21 protein-coding genes and 1 tRNA gene are annotated in these 18,641 nt (G+C 73.4%); 5 read left to right on the top strand and 17 right to left on the bottom strand.

The annotated features are described in order from the left end of the window. Positions 1–220: 220 nt before the first annotated feature. Entirely contained in the window at positions 221–1,150 is a 930-nt protein-coding gene (locus GA0070216_RS20200; protein ID WP_091248235.1) for a ribonuclease Z, read from the top strand. Then, complete coding sequence (locus tag GA0070216_RS20195; RefSeq protein ID WP_091248232.1) at positions 1,147–1,665, top strand: GNAT family N-acetyltransferase; 519 nt, start codon at positions 1,147–1,149, stop codon at positions 1,663–1,665. Before GA0070216_RS20200 ends, GA0070216_RS20195 begins: the two co-directional genes overlap by 4 nt. A gap of 10 nt (positions 1,666–1,675) precedes the next feature. Here the strand turns inward: GA0070216_RS20195 and GA0070216_RS20190 are convergent, their stop codons facing one another. The 3 genes from GA0070216_RS20190 to GA0070216_RS20180 form a co-directional block, all read right to left on the bottom strand. Then, the gene (locus GA0070216_RS20190; protein ID WP_176739057.1) at positions 1,676–1,906 is read right to left on the bottom strand and encodes a peptidase associated/transthyretin-like domain-containing protein; all 231 of its coding nucleotides are present in this window, start codon (positions 1,904–1,906) and stop codon (positions 1,676–1,678) included. A gap of 93 nt (positions 1,907–1,999) precedes the next feature. Next, on the bottom strand, positions 2,000–3,370 hold the full coding sequence (locus tag GA0070216_RS20185) for a cystathionine beta-synthase (protein ID WP_091248229.1): 1,371 nt from the start codon (positions 3,368–3,370) through the stop codon (positions 2,000–2,002). A 75-nt stretch (positions 3,371–3,445) separates the two neighbouring features. Continuing rightward, positions 3,446–3,802: a YkvA family protein gene (locus GA0070216_RS20180; protein WP_091248227.1), complete on the bottom strand. Its 357-nt coding sequence runs from the start codon at positions 3,800–3,802 to the stop codon at positions 3,446–3,448. 181 nt (positions 3,803–3,983) lie between these two features. On the opposite strand from GA0070216_RS20180, the gene GA0070216_RS20175 reads away from it, so the two are divergent. From GA0070216_RS20175 to GA0070216_RS20165, 3 genes are all read left to right on the top strand, one after another. After that, entirely contained in the window at positions 3,984–5,033 is a 1,050-nt protein-coding gene (locus GA0070216_RS20175; RefSeq protein WP_091248225.1) for an SGNH/GDSL hydrolase family protein, read from the top strand. Between the two features lie 85 nt (positions 5,034–5,118). Then, complete coding sequence (locus GA0070216_RS20170; protein WP_091248609.1) at positions 5,119–5,922, top strand: SGNH/GDSL hydrolase family protein; 804 nt, start codon at positions 5,119–5,121, stop codon at positions 5,920–5,922. A 177-nt stretch (positions 5,923–6,099) separates the two neighbouring features. Further along, complete coding sequence (locus GA0070216_RS20165; protein ID WP_091248222.1) at positions 6,100–7,362, top strand: acetyl-CoA C-acetyltransferase; 1,263 nt, start codon at positions 6,100–6,102, stop codon at positions 7,360–7,362. Between the two features lie 3 nt (positions 7,363–7,365). Here GA0070216_RS20165 and GA0070216_RS20160 read toward each other — a convergent pair whose 3' ends face one another. The 14 genes from GA0070216_RS20160 to GA0070216_RS20090 form a co-directional block, all read right to left on the bottom strand. After that, on the bottom strand, positions 7,366–7,686 hold the full coding sequence (locus GA0070216_RS20160; protein ID WP_091248218.1) for a hypothetical protein: 321 nt from the start codon (positions 7,684–7,686) through the stop codon (positions 7,366–7,368). 174 nt (positions 7,687–7,860) lie between these two features. Continuing rightward, a complete protein-coding gene (locus tag GA0070216_RS20155) occupies positions 7,861–8,682 on the bottom strand; it encodes a Bax inhibitor-1/YccA family protein (RefSeq protein ID WP_091248215.1) in 822 nt (273 codons plus the stop codon). Positions 8,683–8,790: 108 nt separating this feature from the next. Continuing rightward, a tRNA-Leu gene (locus GA0070216_RS20150) sits at positions 8,791–8,874 on the bottom strand. A 133-nt stretch (positions 8,875–9,007) separates the two neighbouring features. Beyond that, positions 9,008–10,345 carry an NAD(P)/FAD-dependent oxidoreductase gene (locus tag GA0070216_RS20145; protein WP_091248212.1) on the bottom strand — a complete coding sequence of 446 codons (1,338 nt, stop codon included), beginning with the start codon at positions 10,343–10,345 and terminating at the stop codon, positions 9,008–9,010. 102 nt (positions 10,346–10,447) lie between these two features. Next, positions 10,448–11,008, bottom strand: a complete 561-nt coding sequence (locus GA0070216_RS20140; RefSeq protein ID WP_091248606.1) for a hypothetical protein — start codon at positions 11,006–11,008, stop codon at positions 10,448–10,450. A gap of 5 nt (positions 11,009–11,013) precedes the next feature. After that, positions 11,014–12,384, bottom strand: coding sequence for a DUF58 domain-containing protein (locus GA0070216_RS20135; protein ID WP_091248604.1), 1,371 nt, complete (start codon positions 12,382–12,384; stop codon positions 11,014–11,016). After that, positions 12,384–13,391 (bottom strand): AAA family ATPase, encoded by a 1,008-nt coding sequence (locus tag GA0070216_RS20130; RefSeq protein WP_091248209.1) that lies wholly within the window; start codon positions 13,389–13,391, stop codon positions 12,384–12,386. Before GA0070216_RS20130 ends, GA0070216_RS20135 begins: the two co-directional genes overlap by 1 nt. Continuing rightward, entirely contained in the window at positions 13,391–13,978 is a 588-nt protein-coding gene (locus GA0070216_RS20125) for a hypothetical protein (protein WP_091248205.1), read from the bottom strand. The genes GA0070216_RS20130 and GA0070216_RS20125 overlap by 1 nt, the downstream gene beginning before the upstream one ends. A 34-nt stretch (positions 13,979–14,012) precedes the next feature. After that, the gene (locus GA0070216_RS20120; RefSeq protein ID WP_091248601.1) at positions 14,013–14,750 is read right to left on the bottom strand and encodes a DUF4129 domain-containing protein; all 738 of its coding nucleotides are present in this window, start codon (positions 14,748–14,750) and stop codon (positions 14,013–14,015) included. A 19-nt stretch (positions 14,751–14,769) separates the two neighbouring features. Beyond that, the gene (locus GA0070216_RS20115) at positions 14,770–15,618 is read right to left on the bottom strand and encodes a uracil-DNA glycosylase (protein ID WP_281190452.1); all 849 of its coding nucleotides are present in this window, start codon (positions 15,616–15,618) and stop codon (positions 14,770–14,772) included. Positions 15,619–15,637: 19 nt separating this feature from the next. Beyond that, positions 15,638–16,324, bottom strand: coding sequence for a dienelactone hydrolase family protein (locus GA0070216_RS20105; RefSeq protein WP_091248202.1), 687 nt, complete (start codon positions 16,322–16,324; stop codon positions 15,638–15,640). 227 nt (positions 16,325–16,551) lie between these two features. Then, the gene (locus GA0070216_RS20100) at positions 16,552–17,049 is read right to left on the bottom strand and encodes an LppU/SCO3897 family protein (RefSeq protein ID WP_091248198.1); all 498 of its coding nucleotides are present in this window, start codon (positions 17,047–17,049) and stop codon (positions 16,552–16,554) included. A 108-nt stretch (positions 17,050–17,157) separates the two neighbouring features. Then, complete coding sequence (locus GA0070216_RS20095; protein ID WP_176739056.1) at positions 17,158–18,240, bottom strand: HAAS signaling domain-containing protein; 1,083 nt, start codon at positions 18,238–18,240, stop codon at positions 17,158–17,160. Beyond that, the gene (locus GA0070216_RS20090; protein WP_067307540.1) at positions 18,237–18,569 is read right to left on the bottom strand and encodes a PadR family transcriptional regulator; all 333 of its coding nucleotides are present in this window, start codon (positions 18,567–18,569) and stop codon (positions 18,237–18,239) included. Before GA0070216_RS20090 ends, GA0070216_RS20095 begins: the two co-directional genes overlap by 4 nt. Positions 18,570–18,641 lie beyond the last annotated feature (72 nt).

Raw genomic sequence — 18,641 nt, 5'->3', positions numbered from 1 at the left:
AGGTGGTCCAGACTTGTATAGCAATCGGACTCGTGAGGTGGCTGTCCGCTAGCCGCTGTCCTCGACAGTGAAACACCAAGCATGATCGTCGAGACCGTGTGGCAGCGGTGCGGCGAAACCACGACAGCCACCCGACCCCCGGGGTGCCGACCCAGTCCAGTCGGCCCGCGCGCAAGCGCGGAAGCCCCGGGGGTCGCTTCGTTCCCGGGGGAGGCCGGCGGTGTCCACGCGTGAGCTGACGGTGCTCGGCACGGCCAGCCAGACGCCCACCCGGCTGCGCAACCACAACGGTTACGTGCTGCGCTGGGACGACGAGGTCATCCTCTTCGACCCGGGCGAGGGCAGCCAGCGGCAGCTCCTGCACACCGGGGTCACCGCCACCGACCTGACCCGGATCTGCGTCACCCACTTCCACGGCGACCACTGCCTCGGCCTGCCCGGCACCATCCAGCGGCTCTCCCTGGACCGGGTGCCGCACCCGGTGGCGGTGCACTTCCCGGCCGGCGGGGCCGACTACTTCGCCCGGCTGCGGCACGCCAGCAGCTTCCACGAGACCGCCGAGCTGGCCGTCGCGCCGATCACCGCCGACGGGCAGCGGATCACCCTGGGCGTGGGCACGCTGGAGGCCCGCCGGCTGCGGCACCCGATCGAGACGTACGGGTACCGGCTGGTCGAGCCGGACGGCTGCCGGATGCTGCCGGAGCGGCTGTCCGCGTACGGCATCGGCGGGCCGGCGGTCGGGGAGCTGCTGCGCGTCGGGCACCTGGACGTCGGCGGACGCCGCGTCACCCGGGACGAGGTGAGCGTCGTCCGGCCGGGGCAGCGGTTCGCCTTCGTGATGGACACCGGCCTCTGCGACGGGGTGTACGCCCTCGCCGAGCACGCCGACCTGCTGGTCATCGAGTCGACGTTCCTGGAGTCGGAGGCCGCGCTCGCCGCCGAGGTCGGCCACCTGACCGCCGGCCAGGCCGCCCGGGTGGCCACCGAGTCGGGGGTACGCACGCTGGTGCTCACCCACTTCTCCCAGCGGTACGCCGACCCGCGCCGCTTCCACGACGAGGCCCGGGAACACTTCACCGGGGAGCTGGTGATCGCCGCGGACCTGACCACCGTGCCGGTCCCGCCCCGGCGGGTAGCCTCGGCCGGGTGACCGTCACGCTCCGTCCCGCCGTCGCCGACGACCTGATGCCGGTGGGCGCCCTGCACCAGCGGTCCCGGGTCGCGGCGTACTCGTCGTTCCTGCCGCCCGGGGCGCTGGCCGACCCGACGCCTGAGGCGATGGGGGCGTACTGGGTCGAGCGGTGGAGGTGGGAGCGCGACGAGCACCTGATGACCGTGGCCGAGCGGGACGGCCGGCTGGTCGGGTTCAGCTATCTCGGCCCGGACGACGAGGGCGACCCGGCGACCGGCCTGCTCAACGCCATCCACCTCGACCCGGCCGAGCGGGGCCGGGGCACCGGCCGGGCGCTGATGGTGGACGCGCTGGACACCATGCGGGCCCGGGGCTGGCGTCGGGGGGTGCTGTGGGTGCTGGAGAGCAACGCCCCGGCCCGGCACTTCTACGAACGCGGCGGCTGGCAGGCCACCGGCGATCGTCGGGACGAGCGGATCGGCCCCACCCGCACCCCACAGCTGCGCTACGCCCGGCAGCTACCGGGCTGCTGACGCGGGCGGGTCAGGTGCCTTCCTGGTCCGCGTCGACCGAGAAGTTGATCACTGAGAGATGGCCGTCGCCGTCCTCGACGACCTTCATCAGCATGGTCTCGGCATAGATGTTGTCGTTGTCGTTGAAGGTGTCCCGCCCGGTGTGCGCGGAGTACGGCGCGGCGGCGTACACCGTGCTGTTGAGGGCCTCGTCGAACATCAGCTGGGTGGTGAGCACCCGGTCGTTGGCCACGTGCACCATCGCGTGGATGTGCGTGGTGCGACCACCCCACTGCGGTCGCACCGGACGGGCTGCGGGGCCCCGCCGGACGGCGGGCCCCGCAGCTGCGTCGGATCAGTGCGCGCCGAGGTGGGCGAGCAGGTCCTGACGGGTCAGTACGCCCTTGGGCTTGCCGTCGACCAGCACCAGCGCCGCGTCGGACTTCTCCAGCAGGCCCACCGCCTCGCTCACCGGCTGACCGCCGCCGATCATCGGCAGCGGGTCGCCCATGTGCCGCTCGATGGTGTCGTGCAGGTGCGCCTGACCGGTGAAGAGGGCGTCCAACAGGTCCCGCTCGGCGATCGAGCCGGCCACCTCGCCGGTCACCACCGGCGGCTCGGCCTTGAGCACCGGGAGCTGCGAGACGCCGTACTCGCGCATGTAGTCGATGGCGTCGCGGACCGTCTCGGTCGGGTGGACGTGCACCAGCTCGGGCAGGCCGCCCGGCTTGCTCGCCAGCGCGTCGGCCACGGTCGGCTCGGTGCCGGCGTGGTCCAGGAAGCCGTACCGGGCCATCCACCGGTCGTTGAAGATCTTGGACAGGTAGCCCTTGCCGCTGTCGGGCAGCAGCACCACGATCACGTCGTCCGGGCCGGCCGCGCGGGCCACCTCCAGCGCCGCCACCACGGCCATCCCGCAGGAGCCACCGACCAGCAGACCCTCCTCGCGGGCCAGCCGCCGGGTCATCTCGAAGGACGCCTTGTCGGAAACCTCGATGATCTCGTCGGCGATCCCCCGGTCGTACGTCTCGGGCCAGAAGTCCTCACCGACGCCCTCGACCAGGTAGGGCCGGCCGGTACCGCCGGAGTAGACCGAACCCTCCGGGTCCGCCCCGATCACCCGGACCCGCCCCTCGGAGGCTTCCTTGAGGTAACGCCCGATGCCGGTGATGGTGCCGCCGGTGCCGACCCCCGTGACGAAGTGGGTGAGCCCACCCCCGGTCTGCTTCCACAGCTCCGGGCCGGTGGTCTCGTAGTGCGAACGCGGGTTGGCCGGGTTGCTGTACTGGTCGGGCTTCCACGCGCCGGGGATCTCCCGGGCCAGCCGGTCGGAGACGTTGTAGTAGGAGCGCGGGTCCTCCGGGGCGACGGCGGTCGGGCAGACCACCACCTCGGCCCCGTACGCGCGCAGCACGTCCTGCTTGTCCTGGCTGACCTTGTCGGGGCAGACGAAGACGCAGTGGTAGCCCTTGAGCTGGGCCACCAGGGCCAGCCCGACACCGGTGTTGCCGCTGGTCGGCTCGACGATGGTGCCACCGGGCTTGAGCAGCCCGGCGACCTCGGCGTCCTCCACCATCCGCAGCGCGATCCGGTCCTTCACCGAACCGCCCGGGTTGAGGTACTCCACCTTCGCCAGCACGGTCGCCCCGATGCCCTCGGTGACGTTGCGCAGTCGTACCAGCGGGGTGTTGCCGATCAGGTCGACGACGTTGTCGTAGTACTGCACCTCGTTGTGCCCTTCGTTGCGGCGCCGACGACGGCGGCCTGGCAGACGGTCCTTCGTCGCTCAGGGTACGTGCTGTCAGAGCGCCACATGACCGGGGATGACGGAGCCGCGACGCGCCTCCCACTCCAGGAAACGCTCGGTCTCCGACAGCACGCTGCCGGCCAGCCAGGTGACCATCACGGCGTCGTCCACCAGACCGAGGACGGTCAGGAACAGCTCCGGCACCAGGTCGACCGGCGACACGACGTAGACCGTGGCCGCCGTCATCATCGCCAGCCGGAGCCCGCCGTCGTACTCGCCCCGGGCGGTGGCCCGGATCATCCGGGGCAGCGCCGCCAGCCGGGTGCCCAGCGACGGGCCACCGCGCGCGCCCGCCGCCAGCGACCGGGCCAATGCCGTGAAGGCCGCGGTCCGCTTCAATGTCCTACCCATCTCATCCAGCCCCTCTCCACCGACCAGCGTGACTCCCCGGCGCAAGCCGTCGCCACCTGCGGCGGGGCGACCGCAGGGGACCCCGCCGTCGGATCAGGTACCCAGAATCGTCGCCGCCCAGCCCTGAAACCGACCGTCCCGACGGAAGCGGGGGGCCGTTGCGGCGCGATAATGTCGCTGTATGGGGGAGGCTGGTTCCGTCGTACCGGTGGTTCCGCGCTGGCACCGCGCCCGTCAGGTCGCCCGGCTGGCAGCCATCGGCACGGGCGCCACCGCGGCGGCCATCGCCGCGACCGGCGGGGTGCTGCTCGGCCAGGCCCGGCAGGCCCGGCAGGCCATCCCGATGGCGGAGGCTCCGCCGCCGCGCTGCGACGGTGTCTACGGCGCCAAGATCCCGGGGGCACCGCTGACCCTGGTGATCCTCGGCGACTCCTCCGCCGCCAGCTACGGCGTGCGGCGACGGCGGGAGACCCTGGGTTCGCTGCTGGCCACCGGGCTGTCCCGACGACTGCACCGGGCCGTACGGGTGCATCGTTTCGCCGTGGTCGGCGCCCTCTCCGCCGGGCTCCGGCCGCAGGTCGAGGCCGCCCTGGAGTGCGCGCCGGACGTGGCGGTGATCATGGTGGGCGGCAACGACGTCACCAACCGGTCGCCATACTCCGTGGCGGTCCGGCACCTGGTCGACGCGGTCCGCACGCTGCGCGCGGCCGGCTGCGAGGTGGTCGTCGGGACCTGCCCCGACCTGGGCGCGATCCAGCCGATCCAACCTCCGCTGCGCTGGTTGGCCCGCCGGTGGAGCCGGCAGCTCGCCACCGCCCAGACGGTCGCGGTGGTCGAGGCGGGCGGCTGGACGGTCTCCCTCGGTGACCTGCTCGGCCCACGGTTCTCCGCCGAGCCGACCCGGATGTTCGCCTGGGACCGGTTCCACCCCTCCGCCGAGGGTTACGCGATGGCCGCCGCCGCGCTCCTGCCGACCGTGCTGTCGGCGCTCGGCGGCGGGGAACGCCGGCCGACGCCGGCCCGGGGCGACGGTGTGCGGTCGCTGCCCGAGGCCGCCCAGGAAGCCGCCCGGCACGCCGGTACGGAGGTCAGCGGCGTGCAGGTCCGGGGCCGCGACCACGGCCCGGCCGGTCGCTGGGCGCAGCTACGGCGGCGGGCCTTCTTCGGCGTGGCCCCGGTGCCGCAGCCCGGCGTCGCCGCCGACTCACCCCAACTGGAGGAACTGGCATGAGCGAGCACAGCGAGCGAACCACCGGGTGCCACGGCTGCCACGCCACGCCGGTCAGCGCCGACGCGAACTTCCGGACGGTGACGTCGTGACCGGCCGGTCCCTCGGCGGCGAGCTGGCCGTACGCCTCGGCAAGGCCGCGGCGGTCTCCCTGGTCGCCGGGACGATCGGCGGTGCGGCGGTGCTCGCCGGCCAGGCGGTGGCGGCCCGCAACCGCGACTACGCCCAACCCGAACTGGGCCTGGCGCTACGGGCCACGGTCGGCCGGGCCGGTGCTCCACTGCTGCGGCTGGTGCTGCTCGGTGACTCCTCGGCGCTCGGCGTCGGGGTGGGCCGCTTCGACGAGACGGTCGGCGGGCAGCTCGCCCACCTGCTGGCCGAGGGGCCGGCCGGCCGGCGGGTGCACCTGTCCAGCGTGGGGGTCTCCGGTTCCCGCTCCACCGACCTGGCGACCCAGGTGGCGCGGGCGCTGCTCGGCGACCGGCCGGACGTCGCGGTGGTGCTGATCGGGGCGAACGACGCCACGGCGATGAGCCGGCCGTTGGAGGCGGCGGCGTACCTCGCCTCGGCGGTGCGCCGGCTGCGGGAGGCCGGGGTCGAGGTCGTCGTCGGCACCTGCCCGGACCTGGGTGCGGTACGTGCGGTCGCCCCGCCGCTGCGGCAGGTGATCGGGTGGTCGGGTCGGCGGGTCGCCCGGGCACAGACCGCCGCGGTGCTGGACGCCGGGGGCACGGTCGTCGACCTGGGCACGGAGACCGGGCCGGTGTTCCGGGCCGACGCCGGGACGCTGTGCCACGACGGTTTCCACCCGTCGGCCGACGGTTACCGGGTGTGGGCGCACGCCCTGCTGCCGGCGGTGGTCGCCGCCGCCAACGTCGCCTCCCGGCACTGACCGGCCCCGGTGTCGCCCGCACCGGCCGGGCGTGCCCCCGCCGTCGGCGGAGCGGACCACGCCGACCCGGGCCGCCAGCGGGCCGACGCCGCCACCGGCCCGGGGCCGCAGCCGGGTGACATTTCCCGCTGGTCGGTCCGCTTCCGCGTCAAGTTACCGTCAAGTTAACGTTGGTTCATGCCGATTGAGTCGTCCCGCGACGCCGTCATCGTCGCCACCGCCCGGTCCCCCATCGGCCGCGCGTTCAAGGGTTCCCTGCGCGAGGTCCGCCCGGACGATCTCGCCGCCACCATCGTCCAGGCCGCGCTGGACAAGGTCCCCGGGCTCGATCCCACCACGATCGACGACCTCTATGTCGGATGCGGGCTGCCCGGCGGTGAGCAGGGCTTCAACCTGGCCCGGGTGGTCTCCACCCTGATGGGTCTGGACGGCCTGCCCGGCGCCACGGTGACCCGCTACTGCGCGTCGTCGTTGCAGACCACCCGGATGGCGATGCACGCGATCCGGGCCGGCGAGGGCGACGTCTTCGTCTCGGCCGGTGTCGAGATGGTCTCCCGGTACGCCCGGGGCAACTCCGACACCCTGCCGCCCGAGGCGCAGGCGCTGGTCGGCGGCGGTTGGGAGAACCCACGCTTCGCCGAGGCCCGGCAGCGGTCGACGGCCCGCGCCCAGGGGGACGCCGAGGTGTGGACCGACCCCCGCGACGCCGGTCAGCTCCCCGACATCTACCTGACGATGGGGCAGACGGCGGAGAATCTGGCCCAGGTGCACGACATCACCCGGGAGGAGATGGACGCGTTCGGCGTCCGCAGCCAGAACCTGGCCGAGAAGGCCATCGCCGACGGCTTCTGGGCCCGCGAGATCACCCCGGTCACCACCCCGGACGGCACCGTGGTGGGCACCGACGACGGCCCACGCGCCGGGGTCACCCTGGAGGCGGTGGCCGGGCTGAAGCCGGTCTTCCGCCCGGACGGCCGGATCACCGCCGGCAACTGCTGCCCGCTCAACGACGGGGCTGCGGCCGTGGTGGTGATGAGCGCCCAGCGGGCCGACGAACTGGGGCTCACCCCGTTGGCCCGGATCGTCTCCACCGGGGTCACCGCCCTGTCGCCGGAGATCATGGGCCTCGGCCCGGTCGAGGCGTCCCGGCAGGCGCTGCGCCGGGCCGGGATGACCGTGGACGACGTCGACCTGGTCGAGATCAACGAGGCGTTCGCCGCCCAGGTGATCCCGTCGTACCGGCAGCTCGGCATCCCGGAGGACAAGGTCAACGTGATGGGCGGGGCGATCGCCGTCGGCCACCCGTTCGGCATGACCGGCGCCCGGATCACCGGCACCCTGCTCAACGCCCTGCAGTGGCACGACCGGACCATCGGTCTGGAGACCATGTGCGTCGGTGGCGGTCAGGGCATGGCGATGGTGCTCGAACGGCTGAGCTGAGCCCTACAGCGCGCTGCGGGTCGCCGTCACCGTGACGGCGGCCCCGGCCAGCACCGCCTCCGGCGGGCCGGCGGCCACCAGGTCCGCCGCGACCACCCGGAGCTGGTCGGGCAGCGCCATCGGCTGCGCCAACCGGGGTACGTCCCGCCGGGGCCCACCCTCCGCGTCGGCCGCCAGGTCGGCGACCTCCTGCACCAGCTTGTGCACCAGGTCGGCCCGGGACACGTTGCCGCCCCCGGCGACCGCCGCCCAGCGCGGCTGCTCCCAGTGGGCCACCTGACGGACCAGCAGGCCCACCGCCCGGTCCAACTCCGCTGCGCTCATCGTCGGCGAGTCTACGCACCGACGGGTCGGTACGGGCTGAGCGGCGGGGAGCCGGTCCGCCGGCGCACGCGGCCCGACGGCGTCCCCGCGGGCCCACCCCGGCCGACAGGGGCGGACAGACGACGACGCCCGCCGCCGCGAGGTCGCGGTGGCGGGCGCCGGGGTGCGAAACCGTCAGTCGTCGCCCTGGAAGTAGCTGATCAGGCGCAGCATCTCCAGGTAGAGCCAGACCAGGCTGACCACGATGCCGAACGCGGCCGTCCAGGAGTAGCGGGCCGGCAGCCCCATCCGGACGCCGTCCTCGACCTCCTTGAAGCTGAGCACGAAGCTCAGCGAGGCGACCACGATGCAGACCAGGCTGAACCCGATGGCCAGCGGGCTGCCGTCGCGCAGGCCGGTGTTGACCCCGAACAGAGCCAGCACCAGGTTGATCAGCATGACGGCGAACAGGCCCGCCATCACGGCGATCATGCCCTTGACGAACTTGGGGGTGGCCCGGATGACGCGCGCCTTGTAGAGGATGGTCATCACGAAGAAGACGCCGAAGGTGGCGACCACGGCCTGGAGCACGATGCCCTGGTAGGCCGTCTCGTAGACCTTGCTGACCAGGCCGACGAACGCGCCCTCGACGATCGCGTACGCGACCACCAGCGCCGGGTTGGCGACCCGGGAGAACGAGATGATCAGGCCGAGGGCCAGACCGACCATCGCCGCGCCGATCCAGGCGACGCCGAGCACCGAGTCCGGCACCAGGATCCAGGCCGCGGCGGCGGAGACGCCGAGGATGGCCAGGAGCGTGACGGTCTTGACCACGACGTCGTCGAGGGTCATCGTGCCGGACACCGTCGGGGCGACCGGGGAACCGGGCTGGCCCGGGTACTGCTGGGGAACGCCGGGCTGTCCGTAACCGTACGGCCCGGGCTGGGCGTACCCGGCGGACCGCTCCCGCTCGGCCGCCTGGCCGAGCCGGGCGAGCACCGGGTTCGAGGTCTTCACTGTCTCAGGCCTCCCTCAGGGGGTCAGTCGCACGCAAACGTGCACTCCCAGGGTAAACGGCCAGGTGTCACAGGCGACGACCGGGACGCTGTGGGAAAGCTGAGAGTGTGGTGCCCGGGGCGGGTCTCGAACCCGCACGCCTTGCGGCAGCCGCTTTTAAGGCGGCCGTGTCTGCCGTTCCACCACCCGGGCGGGAGCGCGTCACGTCGATGCGCAGCGGTGCAGTCTCACGGTATCCGGTCGGCGTCGACCCGGCGTACCCCGCCGACGCCGGACGCCCCTCCCCGCGCGAGGCGGGAAGGGGCGTCCGGCGTCGGATCAGCGGTCAGGCCGCCCTGCTGGTGATCGAAATCGGCTGCGACGCCTCCGCGAACTCCTCCCGCGGGTCGTGCAGCTGGCCGAGCGCGACCACCTCGCGCTTGAGGAAGAAGGCCAGCGACCAGTCGACCACGACCCGGACCTTGCGGTTGAACGACGGAATCCGGCTCATGTGGTACGTGCGGTGCATGAACCAGGCCGGCCAGCCCTTCATCTTGATGCCGTACACCTGGGCCACGCCCTTGTGCAGGCCGAGGCTGGCCACGCTGCCGGCGTGCTTGTGCTTGTAGTCGACCGGCTCCCGGCCCCGCACCACCAACACGATGTTGTCGGCCATCCGGGCGGCCTGCCGCACCGCGTGCTGGGCGCTCGGCGAGCAGTAGTTGCCCGGTTCCTTGGTCAGGTCCGGCACGGCGGCGCAGTCACCGGCGCTCCACGCCCCCTCGACCACCCGGTCGCCGTCGACGACCTGGAGGGTCGGCAGGCAGGTGACCCGCCGCCGCTCGTCGCGGGGGAAGTCCGTCCGGTCCAGCATCGGCGACGGCTTGACACCGGCCGTCCAGACGATGGTGTCGGAGCGGAAGCTGTCCCCGTCGGAGAGTTTCACCACACCGTCGACGCAGGACTCCAGCCGGGTGTCCAGCCGGATGTCCATGTTCCGCTTGAGCAGCTGCTGCACCGTGTAGGCGCCCATGTCCCGGTCGACCTCGGGCAGCACCCGCTGGGTCGCCTCGACCAGCACCCAGCGCATGTCGTCCGGCTCCAGCTCCGGGTAGTAGCGCAGCGCGTCCCGGGCCATGTCCTCCATCTCGGCCAACGCCTCGATGCCGGCGTAGCCACCGCCGACGAAGGTGAAGGTCAACGCGGACCGACGGACGTCGGCGTCGGGCGTGGCGGCGGCCACATCGAGCCGGTCCAGCACGTGGTTGCGCAGGTAGATGGCCTCACCGATGGTCTTGAACCCGATCCCGTGCTCGTGCAGGCCCGGGATCGGCAGGGTGCGGGACACCGAGCCGGGGGCCACGATCACGTGGTCGTAGCCGATCTCCCGGGTCGGGCCGGAGATCGGCTGCACCACCGCGGTCTTACGGCTGTGGTCGATCCGGGTCACCGCGCCCGCGACGACCTTGCACTTGCGCAACTCGCGCCGCAACGGCACCACGGAGTGCCGGGGCGAGATGTTGCCGGCCGCCGCCTCCGGCAGGAACGGCTGGTACGTCATGTGCGGCTGCGGGTCGACGACGACGACCTCGGCCTCACGGGAGCTCAGCTTCTTGGACAGGCGCAGAGCGGCGTACAGGCCCACGTGCCCGGCACCCACGACAAGGATCCGCTTCGGATTCACGTATCCATCTTTCCCCGGGCGGCTGCGGTAATACCCCTCGAGACCCCCTTCTGTGACGGAGCACAACACCTGTGAGCTGCGCTACGTACCCGCCGAATCCCACTATCTGCGGCGCAGCAACCAGCCCAGCAGGCCGCTCAGACCCACCGCCACCAGCAGTCCCACCACCGTGACCGCCTGGAAACCGTCAGCCGGGCCGAGTTGCCCCGCGCCGGTCAGCAGCACGCCGAGCACCGCGGAGGCCAGCACCACCGCGCCGGCCCGGGTGAGCCAGCGCAGCACGACATTCGGGTCGATCGCCCCGTCGTAGGGCAGCACGGCCGACAGCGCGCAGAGGGTGTGCCCGAGATAGAGCAGGGTCGCCACGGCGAGCAACCGCCACAACGCGATGGGCCGGTCGTAACCCGCCGAGGCGAACACCCAGCCGGCCACCGTGACCAGCGCGGCGAAGGTCGGCCAGACCCGGCGGGGGGCCGCCGCCGGCAGCACCGCCACCACCGTCAGCGCGAGCAACGACCGGGCCTGGAACAACTCCGCCGGGTACGCCAACAGCAGGCCGGCCAGCACGACCAGGAAGACGGCCCCGCGCACCAGCATCGGCAGCGGCGCCACCCGACGCACCGCCGTACGGGCCGCCCGCACCCGTTCCCGGGTCGTGTCCACCGCGTTCACCGGCCACCCACCCGGGGGGCGGTGGCCAGCCGGGCGACGTCCCGCAGCACCTGGTCCAGGCTGCCCGCGCCGGCCCAGCCCACCACCGGCACGCCGTGCTCCCGGAGCTGACCGATCATCGTGTCCCGGTCCAGCCGCCACAGCCGGTACGCCACCGGCGCCCAACCCCGGTCGCCGGGCGGAGCGAGATCGGTCGGCAGGGTGTCCACCGCCACCACGAACCGTCCGCCCCGGGCCAGCCGGGCCAGCATCTGCGCGGACCGCTCGTCGAGCAGCGGGGTGAGCACCACCACCAGCGCGTCGGCGGAGAGCACCTGCGGCCCGAAGACCTGGTCGTACGGCTCGTGCGGGGAGGACTCGGCGTGCACGTCGAGCAGCCACTCCAGGACGGTCAGGTACTGCCGGCGGCCGGTGGCCGGGCGCAGTCGGCGGGCTGCCGGGCCGTATTCCAGCAACGCCACCCGGTCGCCCCGGTGCAGGTAGTGTTCGGCGATCGCGGCAGCGGCCCGGACGGTGGTGTCCAGCACGGACGCCGCGCCGGCCACCCCGCCGGAGCGGCCCGCCTCGGCCAGCACGTCGAGCAGGACGACCACCTCGGCGTCCCGGTCGGACAGGGTCGACGCCACGTGCAGTTGCCGGGTCCGCAGCGACACCCGCCAGTCGATGCGGCGCAGCCGGTCCCCCGGCCCGAAGACCCGGACCCCGGCCAGCTCACCGCCCTCCCCCGGCCGCCGCGAGTGGTGCGCGCCGACCAGCCCGGCGGCCCGGGGCATCGCCTCCACCGCCTCGAACGGCTCGGTCTTCGGGTACACCCGCATCCGCACCGGTTCGGTGAGCACCGCCCGGGAGACCAGCAGCCCGTCGGCGGCGGCGGCCCGGGCGCCGGCCGGCCCGATCGGGTGCCGGCCCCAGCGCAGCGCGGTGCCGGACAGTTCCAGGTCGACGGCGGTGCCGGTGGACAGCGTGGTCACGAAGGGCCGGTCCACACCGCCGGAGCGGCTGACATCCCGCCCGATGCCGCCGAAGCCGGCCCGCCGCACCGACAGCCACGGCGAGACGCGGGTCCGGACCACCACCACGTCGTACGGCACGATGTCCGGATTGCCCACCGCCACCGCGCCGGCCAGTTCACCGCCCTCGACCAGTTGGGCGTCCGAGGCGGTGATCTCCAACTCGGGGGCGGCGACGGGCCGGCGGCGCAACGCGTACGCGGTGCCGAGCGCGAACGGGGTGGCCAGCACGACCAGGTCGACCCGGCCGAGCAGGACGGCGGCGATCAGCAGCAGCCCGGTGAGCAGCACCGCCCGGCCGAGCGCCCAGGTGGGCGACCAGCCCGCCGTCGGCTCCTGACGGTCAGCCACGACGATCAGCGCCCGGACCGGCCGGCCGCGTAGCTGGGCAGCGCGCCGCTGGCCGGGGCCGGGGTCTGCTCCAGCACCTCGCCGACCACGAACGCCGGGTCGACCCGGCGCAGCCACATCTCCGGGCGCAGCGTGATCCGGTGTGCCAGCGCGGGGGCCGCCACCTCTTTGACGTCCTCCGGCACCACGTAGTCGCGGCCGGCGAAGACGGCCCGGACCCGGGCCAGCAGCAGCAGCGCCAGCGAGCCACGGGGAGACGCCCCGACCAGCACCGACGGGTGCTCCCGGGTGGCCGCGGTGAGGTCCACGATGTACTTGCCGACGGAGTCCTCCACCACCACGTCCTCCAACGCGGCCTGCATGGCCCGCAGGGTGCCGGCGTCCACCACCGGTTCGATCTGCGCCTCCTCGCGGCGGCGGTCCATCCGCCGACGCAGCACCTCCCACTCCTCGTCGCGCTGCGGGTAGCCGAACGACACCCGCAGCAGGAACCGGTCCAGCTGCGCCTCGGGCAGCGGGTAGGTCCCCTCGTACTCGATCGGGTTGGCGGTGGCCAGGACGTGGAACGGCTCGTCCAGCCGGTAGGTGACGCCCTCGACGGAGACCTGCTTCTCCTGCATCGCCTCCAGCAGCGCCGACTGGGTCTTCGGCGGCGTCCGGTTGATCTCGTCGGCCAGCAGCAGGTTGGTGAAGAGCGGGCCGGCCCGGAAGGAGAAGTCGCCGCTGCGCTGGTCGTAGAGGAACGAGCCGGTGACGTCGGCGGGCAGCAGGTCGGGGGTGAACTGGAGCCGGCGGAAGTCCAGCCCGAGGGCCTGGGCGAAGGAACGCGCGGTCAGTGTCTTGCCCAACCCGGGCAGATCCTCCAGCAGCACGTGCCCGCCGGCCAGGATGCCGGCGAGGACCAGTTCCAGGGACTCCCGCTTGCCGACCACGACCGTGCCGACCGCGTCCAGCACCGCCCGGGCCAGGTGGCCGACCTCCGTGGCGGGAATGCTGCGGTCCACGTCGTTCATCAGATCTTCTCCAGTTCGGCGACGATCGCCGCGAGGTCGCGCGGCGACGGGGGACGGCGGGAGGGGGTCTCGAGGAAACTCCACAGCGGGTCCCCGAGCAGGGCCCGGGCCCGGGTGGGGTCGGCTTCCCGGGTCAGGCCGTGGCGTTGGCGCAGTCGCTCGTCGGCCAGTTCGCCGAGACGGGGCAGGATCCGCCCGGTGAACCGCTCCTGGTTGCCCGAGGACCACTCCAGTGGGCGTTCCCAGCCGTTGATGGCGGCCCGCAGCGCGTCCCGGGCCGCCCAGTTGTAGCCGCCCGGCTCCTCACCGGCGGGGGTCCGGGGGCCACTGCGGGGCGGGGGCGGCGGGGCCAGCGCGGCGGTGACCCGGCGGACGGTGAGCACCGCCAGCACCCCGGCCACCACGATGCCGATCGACAGTTGCAGGCCGACCGCGCGCAGGCCGACCAGGACCACAGCGGTCACCCCGGCGGCGGTCAGGAGCAGCCGGAACAGCCAGCGGAGGCGGCCACCCCGGGCCCGGCCCGGCCGGGCCGGTGGCTCCTCCTCGAAGGAGAACAGGTCGTCCAGACCGGTCGGTTCGCTCACCCCGACCCCCCGCCGGGTGCGGTGTGGCGGGCGGTCACGCCGGCACCTGCGGGTCGGCCAACGCGGTGAGTTCGCCCCGCAACCGGCGCAGCGCCCCCCGGGCCTGGTCCCGCATCCGGGCGTCGACGCTGCGGGTGGCGTAGCGGGCCTCGCGGTAGACGTGGGCGAAGCCGTCCAGCACGTCGGCGCTGGCGATGGCGGGCACCCCGGCGGCCGGGTCGCCGCGCAGCAGCCGGGTGACCAGGTCGGTCGGGGTGTCCCCGGTGCGCCTCGGCACACCGGCCTCGGTCGCGGCCTCCTCCAGCCGCACCCAGCAGGCGATGACGGCGGTACGCGGGTCGGTGTCGGCGTCGTCCAACTCCTCCAGCCCGGCGTCGAGCGCGGCCACCACCTCCCGGGCGGTGCCCTCGGCGGTACGCCGGGCCCGCGCGGCGGGTACCGCCCGGGTGGTACGGCGCAGCGCGCCGCGCAGCAATGTCCAGGCCAGGTAGCCCACGGCGACCAGGATCGCCAGCCCGAGCAGGCCGATCGCCGCCGTGGCGATCCACTGCGGAACGCTCGCCCGGGTCTGCTCGGCGTCGGTTCGCGGTTCGACCGGGATCGACGCGGCCGGCTCGGCGGACGGGTATTCCGGCACGTACGGGATGTTGTCGGCGGCCGGCGGGATGCGGCTGGCGCCGATCGACGAGTGCCCGGCGGCGAGCGCGGCGGCGAGCAGCAGCAGCGCCACCAGGGCGACGGGCCACCATCTGCGCAGTACGCCGAGGTCCATCACCACCACCCCACGCTGCTCAGTCCACCCCCGCGAGCTGTTTCGCCCGGGCGAACACATCGTCCAGCATCTGTGTGGTCAACCGCCCGGTGAAGGTGTTCTGCTGGCTGACGTGGTAGCAACCGAGCAGATCGGGAGCGGCCGACCCGGACCAGTGTGCCCCATGGCCGAAGACCGGTCGCGGGCTGGGCGGCCTGACGCCGTACACCTGGCGCAGCACCGGCCACCACGCCGCCCAGGCGAACGCGCCCAGCGCGACGACCACCCGCAGGGTGGGTCGGATCAGCGCCACCTCCCGGTGCACCCAGGGGGCGCAGGTGTCCCGCTCGGCCGGCGTGGGCTTGTTGTCCGGCGGCGCGCAGCGTACGGCGGCGAAGATCCGGGTGTGGGCGAGGGCGAGGCCGTCGTCGGCGGCGACGCTGATCGGCTGGTTGGCCAGCCCGGCGCGGTGCAGGGCGGCGAAGAGCACGTCACCGGAGCGGTCCCCGGTGAAGACCCGGCCGGTCCGGTTGCCCCCGTGCGCGGCCGGGGCCAGCCCGAGAATCCCGATCCGGGCCTCCGTCACCGGCACCGGTTCCCGGACGACGACGCCCGTGGCCGCCGGACCACCGGCCGTTGCTGCCGGGGTCGGGCCCGACGCGAGGGTCGTGGCCGTGATCGGTGGGCCCGCGCCGCCGCGCCCGGTGCGGTTGTCCGGGGCGCCGAAGCCGGGCACCGGGCGGCCCCAGTACTCCTGGTCGCGGAAGGCGGCCCGTTTCGTCCGGGCGACCTCCTCCCGCCAGTCGACCAGGCGCGGGCAGGCGAAGCAGTCGCCGATCGCCGCGTCGAGGTCGGCCAGGTCGGTCGCCCGCGCGGCGCGGGCGACCACCTCGGCGGGGGTACGGGACTCAGCCAAGCTTCGCCCGGAAGAGTTCCAGGGTGCGGGCCCAGGCGGTGGCGGCGGCCCGCTGGTCGAAGTTCTCCGGCCGGTCCTCGTTGAAGAACGCGTGCGCGGTGCCCGGGTAGTCGTAGGTCTGGCAGGTGCCACCGGCGTTCTCGACGGCCCGACGCACGGTCTGTACGCCGTCGGCGGCGGCGAGCCCGTCCGCCTCGGAGCAGTGCACGACCGCCGACTTGCCCGCGTAGTCGGCCCACTCGGTGGGCATCCCGTCCCACGGCAGCCGGGGATAGAAGGCGGCGGTGGCCACGATCCGCTCGGCGCGGGTGGCCGCCCAGAGGGCCAGGCTGGCACCGGCGCAGAACCCGGCGCAACCCACCTTGCCGGTCACCTCGGCCCGGCCGGCCAGGTATTCCGCCGCGACGGCGATGTCGGCCGCCGCCTCGTCCATCTGGGTGCTGTTGAGCATCTGCCGGGGCTCGCTCGGCTTGCTGGCCGGCTGGCCGTGCCGGAAGTCGGGGGCCAGCGCGACGAAGCCGGCCTCGGCGAACCGGTCCACCACCGAACGGATGTGCGGGACGAGGCCCCACCAGTCCTGGATGACGATGACCGCCGGGCTGGCCGCTCCGCTGGACGGTATCGCGAGATACCCCTCGCCGGTCCCTGCGCTACGACGGTAACTCACCATCTCGCCCATCGGCCCGTCCTCCTGTCGGTCAGTCATCATCGGCTGGTCGCAGGGCGCTCCTACGTGTCGGTAGCCTGCCACGCCGTACGCGTGCCGGGAAGATGCCGGAACAGTGGCATATACCTCGCGTTCACCGACGGTGGTGTGGGACACGCCGACGGCGGCGCGGAAGCTTCCGCGCCGCCGTCGGCGGTTGCCTGCCCCCGACCACCCGGTCGGGTCTACCGGTCGGCTGCTCAGGCCTTCTTCGTCAGGCAGAGCAGGTAGCCCTTGCCGCCCGGGGCGATGTTGTAGAAGACGTAGCCGTCGTCACCCTCCTTGATGTACTGCTCGCACGCCTTGCCGGTCTTGGCCTGCGCCTCGGTCTGGTCCTCCACCCGGCCGACCACGTTGTAGACGGCCTCGGTCGAGGTGCACTTGACCACCTTGGCGTCGCTGACCGACTGCTCCTCGGTGCCGGTCACCTCGGGCAGCTCGGCGATGCAGTCGCCCGCCTTGGCCTCGGCGGTCTCGTCGGGGTTGAGGAAGTTGCCGATGGCGCTGGCGGCACCGAACTTCAGCGCGGCGATCACCAGAAAGGCGACGATCGCGCCGATGATGCCGAGCGCCTTCTTAGCGCCGCCGCCTTTCGGCTTCTCCGGCTGCTCCGGTGCGGCGGCGGGGGCGACCGGCTCAGGCTGGCCGGCCTGCTCTGCCTGCGGCGCGGGGGGCGGCGGTGCGACCTGCTCTGACACGGGTTTTCCTTCCGAGGGGTGAATGAGCAGACGACAACGTAGCGACGAAGATCAGCGCGTGCTGCCCCGTTCCCATCGTCCGTTCAGCCATTTCCCAGGAACGTCAGGTCAGCCGGTGGCGGTGGGCACGGCCCCCGGCCCGGACACCGGCGGCGGCGCGACCGGCGGCGGCGACGTCGTCCCGCTGGGGACAGCCGTGGCCGTCTTGGTGGGGACGGGCGCGCCCGGGGCGGTGGCCGTCGGAACGGCCCCGGGCGCGGTCGGTGCGGGCGAGCCGCTCGGATCGCCGGTCGCGCCGATCGACCCGGGCGGGAGTGGGCGGTCGGCCGGCGGGCGCGGCCGGAACGGGGCCTGCTGCGGGCAGTACGGGTAGCTGCGCTGCACCGCATTGACATCGGGCAGGGCAGGATCGTCGCAGGCCGGCCAGCCCAACCGGATCGGGGTGCCGTTCTGGTCGAAGAGCCGGACGTTCTCCACCAACTGCCCTTCGCTGTCATAGACGTAGACGTCCTGCACCTGGTCGTACGGGTTCTGCACGGAGATCGACTCGTAGCCGTAGCCATAACCGGAGCGGGCATGGTCGTCCACGTTCGCCACCGCGCCGACCGCGAACAGGGCCAGCACCACGGCACCGGCGTGCACCGCCCAGCGCCGCCAGGTGCGCAGCTCGGGGGTGCGCCGGCCCAACCAGATGGAACCGACGACCAGGCCGGCGAACATCAGCAGCCCGACGAACTCGTTGCCGTCGAGCCGGGGCAACAGGCCGAGTGGACCATTGGTGCTGATCGCGGTGACCAGCATCGCGGCCAGGTAGGCGCGAACCAACCACCAGGCCGGACGGAGCAGCCGCAGGAACTCGCCCGCCGTGGCGTGGCCGACCAAGGGGCCGAGCCGGGCGTCGACCCGACCGACCCTGGCCCGGGTGCGCCCCAGCACGGCGGCGATCCGCCGTTCCAGGGCCCGTCGACCGGCCGCCGGATCACCCGCCCCGGCGGCGGCGCGCAGCTCCGCCGCGTACGCCTCGGGGGTGCCCAGCCGGTCGACCAGGGAGCCGTCGGCCTCGGCGGCGACCTCGGTGAGGTGTTCCGGCAGATCCTCGGTCAGCTCGTCGCGGGCCTGCGGTGGCAGGTCGGCCAGGGCCGCCCGCACCCGCTCGACGTAGTCCGTGATCTCCTGCCCAGTGACGGTCATGCCGCCATCCCCCGATCGTCGAGCAGCTGGTCCATCGTCGTGGCGAATGCGCGCCAGGTCTTGCCGGAGCGGGTGAGCTGGTCACGACCGGCGGCGTTGAGCGCGTAGTACTTGCGGTGCGGGCCGGACTCGCTGGGCACCACGTACGTGGTGAGCAGTCCGGCGGCGAAGAGCCGACGCAGGGTGCCGTAGACCGAGGCGTCCCCGACCTCCTCCAACCCGGCCTCGCGCAGCCGGCGCAGGATGTCGTAGCCGTACCCGTCGGAATCCCGCAGCACGGCCAGCACGGCCAGATCAAGCACACCCTTGAGTAGTTGTGTGGTGTCCACGCATCACACACTACTGCGCAATGCGCACTACCGTCAACAACACACCACCCACCCACCGACAGGCCCCCACCC

Source organism: Micromonospora matsumotoense, assembly GCF_900091525.1.
Lineage (GTDB): Bacteria > Actinomycetota > Actinomycetes > Mycobacteriales > Micromonosporaceae > Micromonospora > Micromonospora matsumotoensis.
This window is presented reverse-complemented; position numbering and strand designations above follow the sequence as displayed.